This window comes from Streptomyces sp. CO7 (assembly GCF_053474865.1).
In genome coordinates this window covers 109,408-110,017 of record NZ_JBRIOU010000009.1, presented here as the reverse complement: position 1 = coordinate 110,017, position 610 = coordinate 109,408, and the positions used below count along the sequence as shown (strand labels likewise).

At 74.9% G+C, this 610-nt stretch carries 1 protein-coding gene; it reads left to right on the top strand.

The window, feature by feature from the left end; genetic code table 11:
- A partial coding sequence (locus tag ACOV8S_RS27060) for a sensor histidine kinase (protein ID WP_448321003.1) occupies positions 1–602 on the top strand: 602 nt, incomplete at its 5' end.
- Positions 603–610 lie beyond the last annotated feature (8 nt).

Here is a 610-nt window from a genome sequence, read left to right as displayed (position 1 = left end):
ACCTCCAACTGCTCGCCACACTGGACCGGCGGCCCGCCTACCAGCGCGAGAGCGTGGATCTGCTCTCCCTGGCGGCGGACGCCGTGAGCACTGCCGTCATGCACCGCGGGAGCCATCCGGTGGACCTGGAACCCCTCGGTGGTGGAGTCGGCGGTGACGGCTCCCGGGAACTGGACGTCGTGGAAGCCATGGGAGACCCGCACCGGCTGCGGCAGATCGTTGAGAACCTGCTGGCGAACGCGCACGTCCACACCCCGGCCGGCACCCGCGTCCACGTCCGGGTCGGCGAGGGCCCGGCCGGCCCCGGCGTCGGCGGGACGGACGCGCCCGGACGCGTCAGCACCACCCGGCCGTTCCTCCCCGGCACCCGGGTCGCCGTCGTCGAGGTCGCGGACGAGGGCCCGGGGCTGACGGCGGAGCAGGCCGAGCACGTCTTCGAGCGCTTCTACCGGGCCGACCCGTCCCGCTCACGCGCCCAGGGCGGTTCCGGACTCGGCCTGGCCATCGCTGCAGCCATCGCCGAGGGCCATGGAGGCCGCCTGGAACTCGACCCCGGCCAGGGCCGCGGGGCCACCTTCCGGCTGGTCCTGCCAAGGTCGTAGGGCGGGGG